The sequence below is a fragment of the Micromonospora sp. LOL_014 genome, from assembly GCF_048060245.1.
GTDB lineage: Bacteria > Actinomycetota > Actinomycetes > Mycobacteriales > Micromonosporaceae > Micromonospora_E.
In genome coordinates this window covers 166,816-176,175 of record NZ_JBHMIP010000012.1, presented here as the reverse complement: position 1 = coordinate 176,175, position 9,360 = coordinate 166,816, and the positions used below count along the sequence as shown (strand labels likewise).

Genomic DNA, 9,360 nt, shown 5'->3' with positions numbered 1-9,360 from the left:
CCGCAGACACAGCGTCGAAGGGCCGGACCCCGTACCCCGGGGTCCGGCCCTTCGACGTATGGCCCGGCCACCCATGTCCAGCCGAGGATCGTCCCGGTCACATCAAGATCGTTCGCAGGGCGTCAACCACGCAATCCTGGTCGGCGTCGGTCAGGTCGGGATGGATCGGCAGGGACAGCTCCTCGGCGTAGTACGCCTCCGCTGTCGGGCATTGCCCCTGCCGGTAACCGAGGTCGGCGAACACCGGATGCCGGTAGACCGGCAGGTAGTTGACCTGGACACCGATGCCCGCCGCCCGCATCCGGTCGTAGACCTCGCGTCGGCGACCAGCGAGAACGCGTACCGGGTAGAGATGCCAGACCGGGTCGACCCACGGCCGCTGCTCGGGCAGCCGCAGACCCGGCAGATCGGCGAGCAGTTCGTGGTAGCGGGCCGCCAGCCGGGCCCGGTAGGCCTTGAACCGGGACAGCCGGGTCAGCTGGTTGAGCCCGAGCCCGCAGAGGACGTCGGAGAGCCGGTAGTTCAAACCGAAGCTGTGCACCTCCTGGTGCCAGCCGCCCTCGTCGCCGTACCGCAGCTGCTGCGGGTCGCGGACCATGCCGTGGTTGGCGAACCGGCGTACCCGGTCCAGCAGGTCCGGGTCGGTGCCGGTCACCGCGCCGCCCTCGCCGGTGGTGAGGTTCTTGGTCGGGAAGAACGAAAAGGTCGTCAGGTCGGCGAGCCCGCCGACCGGCGCCCCACGGTACGTCGACCCGATCGCGTGCGCCGCGTCGTCGAACAGCAGCGCCCCCGCGTCGGCGGCGACCTTGCGCAGCTGCCCGTACTCGGCGGGATGGCCGGCGTAGTCGACGGCGGTGACCACCCGGGTCCGCGAGGTCACCGCGGCCTGTACGGCGGCCGGATCCAGGTTGCCGGTCGCCTCCTCGACGTCGGCGAAGACCACCCGGGCACCGTGCAGCGCGGCGGTCGCGGCTGTCGCGACGAAGGTCAACGGCGTGGTGACCAGCTCGTCGCCGGGGCGCAGGCCGACGGCACCGTACGCGGTGTGCAACGCGGCGGTGCCGGAGCTGACGCTGACGCAGCCCACCCCGCCGAGGTAGCCGCCCAGCTCGCCCTCGAACCGGCGTACGGTCGGGCCGGCGGTCAGCCACTCGGTGCGTACGGCGGCGGCGACCGCTTCGGCGTCGGACTCGTCCAGACAGGGACGCCCGTAGGGAAGCATCGACATCACTCCATCACTGGTCGGTGAGTCACACCCGGCTGAGCGGGGACGGTCGCGGTCGGGCGTCGCCTGCTGGCTCGGGACGCGGGTCGGCGGAGTCCGTGTGGCGGGGTCCGCCCGGTCCCCGCCGACGGTCCGCACCTGGTCGGCGGCGAGCAGACCGGGGGGCGGCCCGGCGGGTCAGCAGCAGCCAGGACGACGCCGAGATGCCGGCGTACACGGCGACGCAGGCGACCGCCGCGCCCGCCGTACCCCACAGTTGGACGGCCAACAGGAACAGCGCCAGCGCCGCCGCGCTCCAGGCCAAACCGAACGCACCGACCGCGCCCATCCGGCCGGCACCGAGCAGCGCCCGGCTCGCCACCGCGTACGGCACGAACGCGACCTCGGCGACCAGCAGCACCACCAGCAGCGGCCCGGCGGCGGCGAACCCGGGGCCGAGCAGCGGGATGACCACCAGCCAGCCCAGCAGCCCGGTCACCGCGCCGACAGCGGTCACCACGCCGGCGGTCGCCGCGACCGTGCGGACCGGGCGCAACGGTCCGGACGCGACGGCCGCGTCCCGGTTGACGAGCTGGCCGATCGCGTTCGGCACCATCCTCGGCACCTGGCCGAGGGTGGACGCCACCGAGTAGACACCGACCGCCGCCGCCCCGGTGAGCGCGCCGAGTACGTAGCGGTCCAGCCGCAGCGCCAGGGCCAGCCCGAGGGTGAGACCGAGTGCGCGGCAGCCCCGGCCGAGCAGTCGGGACAGTTCGCGTCGGGTCGGGGTCTGGAAGCAGAGCAGCCCGGTGGCCCGCAGCGCGACGACCTGCGCGGTGGTCGCCGTCAGCATGCCGGCCCCCTGCCCGAGCAGCAGCGACCAGACGCTCGGTGCGACGGTGACCGCGACGAGCAGGCCGAGCCCGCCGCCGAGCGTGGTCGCCATCGCCCAGAGACTGCCGGACCGGAACAGACCGGCCGCGTACCAGCCGTCGGGTAACTGGGTGTGGGCGACGTACCCGCAGGTCAGCACCGACAGGGCGAGCAGGTAGCGGGGGTCGGCGAGCGCCGGGGCGATCAGCGGCGCGGACAGCGCCGACACCGCGACGGCGAGTACGGCGGCGCTGACCGTGGCCGCCACCGACCACCAGGTGTAGCTGGCGACCAGGTCGCGTCGCCGGGCGCCGCCGCCCACCACCGGATACGCCGAACGCAGTTGCGGTCCGGTGCCGAGGCCGGCGAGCAGCGGGACGATGCCGGCGGTGGACACGCCCAGCACCATCAGACCGCGACCGTGCGGGCCGAGCACGCTGGCGGCCAGCAGCGCCGCCACCATGTTGCTGCTCATCTGGACGGCGCTGGAGCCGGCCAGCAGAGCCAGGGTGGACCGCCGGTCGCGGGTCACCGCGCCTCGGCCCGCCACAGCGACCGCCACTGTGCCGCGGCGTGCCGGGTCTGGAACGGTGAGGTCGCGAAGCTCGCCCGGATCCGGTCCCGGTCGGCCGGGCCGGTCCGGGCGCTGCGCAGCACCGCCTCGGCCCACCGGTGCGCGCCGGCCGAAAGGTCGACGAGGGTGAGGCCGTCGACGTACCGGGACGCCTCGCGCAGGCAGGGCAGATCGGTGGCTACGACGGGTAGCCCGGCGGCGAGCGCTTCGAGCACCACGCCGGGCAACCCCTCCCAGTGGGAGGGCAGGACGAACACGTCGGCGGCGGCGAGCACCGGGGCGATCTCGTCCACTTCTCCGCCGAGGATCACCGTCGGGTCGTCCGGCACATCCGGGTGGGCCGACACCACGTCGTCGACCCCGCACGGCCCGACGATGAGCAGCCGGGTATCCGGCGGAGCCGTACCCGCCGGCCCTGCCGCGCCCGCTGGCGACGCCGTACCGCCTGGGGCGTCGGTCCGGGCCTGGACCGCACGGTGCACGTCAACCAGGAACGGCCGGTTCTTCTCCGGCGCGGACCGGCCGATGTAGCCGATGACCATGGCCTCGGGTGGGATGCCCCACCGGCGGCGGGCCGATTCCCGGTCGCCGCCGACGACCCGGGTCGCGTCGACGCTGTTGTAGAGGATTCGGCAGCCGGGCATGCCGACGTGACGGCCGGCGTACGCCATCGCCGCGTCGCTGACCGCGACGATGTCGGTGGCGACCACATGCAGCAGGCGGCGCAGGGCGGCGCGCAGCAGCCGGCGGGCGACCGTGTCGCGGCGGCCGTCCCCTTCGCTCCACATCCGGGCGATGCGCACCGGCACGCCCATCCCGGCGGCTACCGCCAGCACCACCGCGCTGAACAGGCTGATGTGCGACACGACGACGTCGGGCCGCCGCCGGCGCAGGCAGCGACGCAGTCGCAGCGGGAAGGTGAGGGCAGGACGCTGCGGGACCTGGACGACCGCCGCCCCGGCAGCCCGGAACTGTGGTGCCAGGCTGCCGGCCCGTCCGCCCATGGTGATGAACGTCTGGCGCACCTCGGTGGCCGGGACGGCCCGGCACATGTCGAGCGAGAGCGTCTCCGCGCCGCCGCGGTCCAGCGTGCCGATGACGTGGACGACGTGCACGGCTCTGCCGGCCGGGCGGTGCGATCCCGCCTGTGGTGGAGCTTCGGTTGGGATGGCAGTTGGGCGGGTCACACGTAGCTCCTCTGGGTGGCTCGGCCGGGCCCTCCGGCGCGACCTCCGGCGCGACCTCCGGTGCGCTCGACGGTCGCCTCGGCGACCGCCTGGTAGTAGGCGGTCCGCCGGGCGGTGAGCACATCGGCCGAGAAGTCCCGGGCCCGGGTGAGGTTGCGGGCGGACGCGGCGGCCATCAGCTCCGGGCGGTCCAGTAGCGCCGCGACGGCGCCGGCCCACCGGCCCGGGTCGTCCGGCGGGACCAGGAACCCGGGTGGCAGCAGCTCGGGAATGCCGCCGACAGGTGAACCGATCGCGGGCAGTGCCCGCGCCATCGCTTCGATCAGCGCCCGGGGCAGCCCTTCGGTGCGCGACGGCATGACGAACAGGTCGGCGGCGTCGAGTTGCCGGCGGACGGCGTCCCCGCCGGGCAGCGCGCCGGTCAGGACGACACGGTCGGCGACGCCGTACCGGCGGGCAAGGTCGGCCAGCTCGGCGCGGTGCCGTCCGTCGCCGACGTGGACCAGGCGGACCGCCCGGCCGTCGGCGGTCAGGGTGGCGAGTGCGGCGATGAGGGTGTCGATGCCCTTGTACCGCTGTTCGAGCGAGCCGACGGAGATCAGGGTGGCGGGCTGCCGGGTCGGTGCGACGGTCCCGGTCCGTCCGATGGTCCGGGCGGTGTCGACGTACGCGACCGGAGTGAGGTTGACATCGGACACCGCGACGCTCACCGCGCCCACCGAGGTCGGGTACCTGTCCTGCAGGAAACGGTCGGTGACGTAGGCGGCACCGACAGCGCGGCGGCACTGCCGGCGCAACCGGTCGACGTACAGCCGCCGCAGGACGGGCCGCAGGGGGTGGTCCACCACCCCGGGGGCGAACAGGTCGTACGGATCACCGACCACTTCCATCGCGTACGGCAGGCGACGGCGGTCCCGGGCGGTGGCCAGCAGCGTGCCGATCGGCGACGGCGCCCGCAGGATCACCGCGTCCTGCGAGCCGGCGGCATCGCGCACGGCCCGGCCAATCGCCTTCCGCTGGGCGAGGTAGCGGTACGGCCCGAGGTAGTACGGCACCGGCCAGACCTCGACGCCGGGGCCGTCGACCCGTTTCGCCTCAGCGGCCGGCTCGGCCGCGTCGCGTACCCGGGCGACGACCCGGACCTCGTCGAACGCCGCCAGGTACCCGCTCCAGAACTGGTGGTCCTGCCCGGTCTGAGCCCAGATCGCGCCGTCCGGGGTGCGGGCGAACCGCGCCTCGATGGTCACCACCACTCGCATCGTCCCTCCCCGGCATCCGTCGGAAATCCCCTGTTCAGCGCGATAGCTACACTTTCAGTCGATCATCCGTCTCGGGCCCAATCTCCGCCGTCTCGGACGCTGACGGCTCAGGTGGCCGGGCACGGTGGTAGCCGTACCGGCGCAGCAGCGGCGCGCACAGCCCAGTGAGGGTCCGGCGGGCGGCGGCCGGCAGTCCGGTGTGCCAGGCGTCGTCGATCCGCAACGCGAGACGGCCGGTGGTGAACCGCATCCGGTTGCCGGAGACGCTGTGTAGTTCGCCCAGCTCCACCTCTCCACCGGACAGATAGGACAGATCCAGCCCGGTCTGGGGCAGACCGGCGAGCCGGCTCAGCGTCCCGGCCGTACCCGGCGGGTCGGCGAGGAACTCCTCGTACCGCATCCGGTGCACCAGCCGCCCGGCGACCGCGCCGTGCCGCCGCCGGCCCAGCCGGCCCAGCAGGTCGTACGCGGCGTTGTGCCCGCTCCAGGTCAGCGCGCACCGGGGCGCCGGGAACCGGGGCACCGCGACGTCGGTGTCGGACTCCGGGTCGTGCACCCGGCGCATCCAGGAGTACGCCACTCCCCTCGGATCCCGCACCAGGTGCAGGATCCGCAGATCGGCCGGACCGGCCCAGCGCAGGCCGTACGCCAACGCGGTGTCCTTGGACGAGTCGACGACGACCCGGGCCCCGGTCACCGCCGCGGCGGCGGCGTAGATGCGTGCGTGGTAGTCGACGTACTCGATCAGCCGGGCCCGACGCCGCTCACCGAGCCGTGGGGCGGCGAGCAGCCCGACGTGCCGGGTCTGGCCGACGACGGCGCGCAGCCAGGTGATCCGGGCGAGGTCGACGTTGTCCCAGCCACCGAAGGCGTACTCGCCGATTTCGCTCCACAGCGGGCAGTCCCGGAACGCCGCACCGCACCCGCAGCGTCGGTTGTCCCGTACCCCGTTGTCCCAGACCTGCGCGACCTCGCCCAGCCCGCACACCCCGGGCAGCTCGTTGAGCACCCGCTCGACCAGGGTGCTGCCGCTGCGGCCGATCCCGCCGATGTAGAACAGCCGCATCACTGCCTGCCCCGGGAGGCGTACACGTAGTACGGGATCCACGGCCGGGGGTCGGCCGGTCGGGTGGTGATCGTGTACCCGGCGTCGCGCAGCAGCGCCTTGACCGGGGCGAAGGTGCGCATCCACGCGTCGGCCGGGCCCTCGGCCTTGAAGTCGTGGCAGGAGACGACGAGGTTGCCGACCACGTCGAGTACGTCGCGGGCCCCCTCCAGCACGCCAAGCTCGGCACCTTCGATGTTCATCTTGAGCAGGTCGACCCGGTCGACGCCGCAGGTCCGCAGGATCTCGTCCAGCTGGCGGCCGGTGACCTCGATCCCGCCGGTGCCCTCCTGGCTGATCCCGTTGCGGATGTGGCTGAGCGCGTCCTCGCCGATGCGGACCGGACCGGCCTCGCCGACCACCGCGCACTCCAGCAGCGTCACGTTGGACAGCCGGTTCAGCTGCACGGTCCGGCGCAGGCAGTGGAAGGTACGCGGGTGCGCCTCGATGCTGAGTACCCGACCCTGCTGACCGACGACCCGGGAGAACAACCGGACCTCGGTGCCGACGCCGGCGCCGATGTCGACGACGGTGTCACCGGAACGCGGGTGGTAGCCGTACAGGAAGGTGTCCCGCACGACCAGGTCCTCCCGCTCGGCGGACAGCCCGCCCAGCTCGGTGTTGACGACCGTCCCGCCCCGGTACCGGTGAATCCAGGTGTCCTCCTCGTACCGCACGACGCAGCGCGAGCGGGACCGCAGTGACAGCGCGATACCGCCGAGCCCGGCGATGATCCGGGGATCGACCCGGTCGTCGGCCACGTCGAGGATCCGGCGACGCAGGCTCACCGCCACGACGGCACCTGCCCTTCGATCCGGTCCGGCGCACCTGCACCTGGCGGTGTCGGGGCCTCGGTGCCGGCCGGCCGGCCGTGGTCGCGGTACCAGGTGAAGGTCCGCCCGACACCCTCTTCCAGCGCGACCGCCGGCTGGTAGCCGGTGAGCCGGCGCAGCCGACCCAGGTCCGGGCAGCGTCGGTGCACCGAGCCGGCGGGCGCCGGCTCGGGCCGCAGGCTGGCGTGGCTGCCGGCGGTACGCAGCACCAGTTTCGCCAGGTCGGCGATGTTGGTCTGCTCCGTGTCGTCGCCGATGTGCACGATCCGGCCGGCGGCGTCGGGGGTGGCCATCAGCCGGACCACCGCCTCGACGGCGTCGTCGGCGTAGCAGAAGGCGCGGTACTGGTCGGCGCCCGGCACCCGGAACGGGTCCTCGCCGCGTAGCGCCCGCAGCGACATCTCCGGTACCACGTGGTCGGTGCCCATCCGGGGCCCGTACACGTTGTGGAATCGACCCACCACGGCGTGTGCGCCGACCGCGCGGGACCCGTGCAGCACGGCCGCCTCGCCCAGCAGCTTGCTGGTGGCGTACGCGAAGCGGGGTGCCGTCACGTCGGCCACCATCGCCGGGACGTCCTCACCGGTCGGTACGGCGGCCACTGCGGCGTCGACCGCGCCGGCGTACACCTCGCTGGTGGAGCTGAAGAAGACCCGGTCGGCGGCGGCGATCCAGTCCATCAGGTGCAGCGCGACGAGCGTGTTGATCCGGACCACCCGGGCCGGGTCGGCCTCGACGTTGCGCACCCCGACCACGGCGGCCAGCAGGTAGACCTGGTCCCATTGCCGGGGCAGCGCCGCCCAGGTCGCGGCCCGGGTGAGGTCACCGGCGACCACCTCGACCGCCGGGTCGGCGCAGACCTGAGCGAGTTCGGCGTCATCGCGGCCCCGGGAGAAGTCGTCGACCACGGTGACCGCGTGGCCGTCGGCGACCAGCCGGCGTACCAGGTGCAGGCCGATGAACCCGGCACCGCCGAGGACCAGCGCGCGCATCACACCGGCTCCCTGGTCGGCCGGTAGCCCAGGCTCTCGTAGTGCACTCCGGCCGCCCGCACCGCTTCCTCGTCGAGGATCCGCCACGAGTCATAAACGAACCGGACGGCGGTGCCGGGCAACAGCGTACCCACCGGCAGCCCCCGGTAGTCGGGGTGGTCGTTGAGCACCAGGACCGCGTCGGCCTCGCTGAACGCCTTGTCGAGGCTGACCGGCTCGCCGCCGTGGGCCCGGATGACCTCGTCGGCGACCAGCGGGTCGTGGCCGAGCACCCGTAGCCCGGCCCGGCCGAACGCCGGCAGCATCGCCACGACCGCCGCGCCGCGCATGTCGTCGGTAGGCGGCCAGCCCTTGTACGCCCAGCCGAGGACGGCGAGGGTCGCGCCAGCGGTCGCGCCACGCAGTTGTCGCAGTCGCCGGACGACGGTCTCCGCCACCTGTACCGGCAGCTGCTCGTTGCGTCGCCGGGCCGCGGCGACGAGCAGTGGGGTGTGCGCCGGTGCAGAGGCGCCGAACAGATACGGGTCCTTGGACAGGCAACTTCCGCCGACGAAGCCGGGTCGGGCCAGGTCGGGTCGGGGGTAGTCGTGGTTGGCGGCCCGGATGACCTCCAACGGGTCCACCCCGTGCGCCCCGGCGAGCAGGGCGACCTCGTTGCCGTACGCGTAGATCAGGTCGGTGTGGCAGTTGTTGGCCAGCTTCACCAGCTCGGCGGTCTCCAGGCTGGAGACCGGGACGACCTGCCGGGCGAGCCGGCCGAACAGTGCCACCCCGGCGCGTCGGCTGTCGTCGTCGAGACCACCGACCACCTGGGGCAGTTCGGTGAGCTCGCGCAGCGCCTGCCCCTGGATGGTCCGTTCCGGTGCCATCACCAGCCGGGCCCGGCCCCAGGCGGCGGTCAACGCCGGCAGGACGACCCGCCGGCTGGTGCCGACCGGCACGGTGCTGCGCACCACGACCAGGGTCTGCGATCCGCAGCGCCGGGCGATCTCGGTTGCGGCGGCCGCGACGTTGGTCAGGTCCGGCTGCCGGGTGTCGTCGCGGACCGGAGTCGACACGCAGATGACGGCGGCGTCGAGGTCCGGCGGAAGCGCCGGGTGAACGAACAGGTTGCGGCCGAGGGTGTCCCGTAGCGCCTCGGCCAGGCCCGGCTCGTACAGATGGACCCGGCCGGCCGACAGCTCCTCCCGGACGCGCGGCTCGCTGTCGACGCCGTGCACCTCGCATCCGTTGCGGGCCAGGCCGGCTGCCAGGGTCAGCCCGACATACCCCATTCCCACGATGCCGATCCGGTTTGCCATTGTCGCTCCTTGTCCGGAATCGAGATCTGTCC

At 73.5% G+C, this 9,360-nt stretch carries 8 protein-coding genes; all 8 read right to left on the bottom strand.

Annotated elements, in window-relative coordinates; all coding sequences use genetic code 11:
• Positions 1 to 97: 97 nt before the first annotated feature.
• The 8 genes from ACFHW1_RS13425 to ACFHW1_RS13390 are packed head-to-tail and all read right to left on the bottom strand — an operon-like array spanning position 98 to position 9,328.
• On the bottom strand, positions 98 to 1,231 hold the full coding sequence (locus ACFHW1_RS13425; protein WP_416615515.1) for a DegT/DnrJ/EryC1/StrS family aminotransferase: 1,134 nt from the start codon (positions 1,229 to 1,231) through the stop codon (positions 98 to 100).
• 19 nt (positions 1,232 to 1,250) lie between these two features.
• Positions 1,251 to 2,609 carry a lipopolysaccharide biosynthesis protein gene (locus ACFHW1_RS13420; protein ID WP_416615513.1) on the bottom strand — a complete coding sequence of 453 codons (1,359 nt, stop codon included), beginning with the start codon at positions 2,607 to 2,609 and terminating at the stop codon, positions 1,251 to 1,253.
• Positions 2,606 to 3,838 carry a glycosyltransferase gene (locus ACFHW1_RS13415; RefSeq protein WP_416567908.1) on the bottom strand — a complete coding sequence of 411 codons (1,233 nt, stop codon included), beginning with the start codon at positions 3,836 to 3,838 and terminating at the stop codon, positions 2,606 to 2,608. The genes ACFHW1_RS13420 and ACFHW1_RS13415 overlap by 4 nt, the downstream gene beginning before the upstream one ends.
• A complete protein-coding gene (locus ACFHW1_RS13410) occupies positions 3,835 to 5,097 on the bottom strand; it encodes a glycosyltransferase (RefSeq protein WP_416615512.1) in 1,263 nt (420 codons plus the stop codon). The genes ACFHW1_RS13415 and ACFHW1_RS13410 overlap by 4 nt, the downstream gene beginning before the upstream one ends.
• Positions 5,098 to 5,143: 46 nt before the next feature.
• Entirely contained in the window at positions 5,144 to 6,163 is a 1,020-nt protein-coding gene (locus tag ACFHW1_RS13405) for a sulfotransferase (RefSeq protein WP_416615511.1), read from the bottom strand.
• Positions 6,163 to 6,996 carry an FkbM family methyltransferase gene (locus tag ACFHW1_RS13400; RefSeq protein ID WP_416552732.1) on the bottom strand — a complete coding sequence of 278 codons (834 nt, stop codon included), beginning with the start codon at positions 6,994 to 6,996 and terminating at the stop codon, positions 6,163 to 6,165. The genes ACFHW1_RS13405 and ACFHW1_RS13400 overlap by 1 nt, the downstream gene beginning before the upstream one ends.
• Positions 6,987 to 8,027 carry an NAD-dependent epimerase/dehydratase family protein gene (locus ACFHW1_RS13395; RefSeq protein WP_416615510.1) on the bottom strand — a complete coding sequence of 347 codons (1,041 nt, stop codon included), beginning with the start codon at positions 8,025 to 8,027 and terminating at the stop codon, positions 6,987 to 6,989. The genes ACFHW1_RS13400 and ACFHW1_RS13395 overlap by 10 nt, the downstream gene beginning before the upstream one ends.
• Positions 8,027 to 9,328 carry a nucleotide sugar dehydrogenase gene (locus tag ACFHW1_RS13390; protein ID WP_416615509.1) on the bottom strand — a complete coding sequence of 434 codons (1,302 nt, stop codon included), beginning with the start codon at positions 9,326 to 9,328 and terminating at the stop codon, positions 8,027 to 8,029. The genes ACFHW1_RS13395 and ACFHW1_RS13390 overlap by 1 nt, the downstream gene beginning before the upstream one ends.
• Positions 9,329 to 9,360 lie beyond the last annotated feature (32 nt).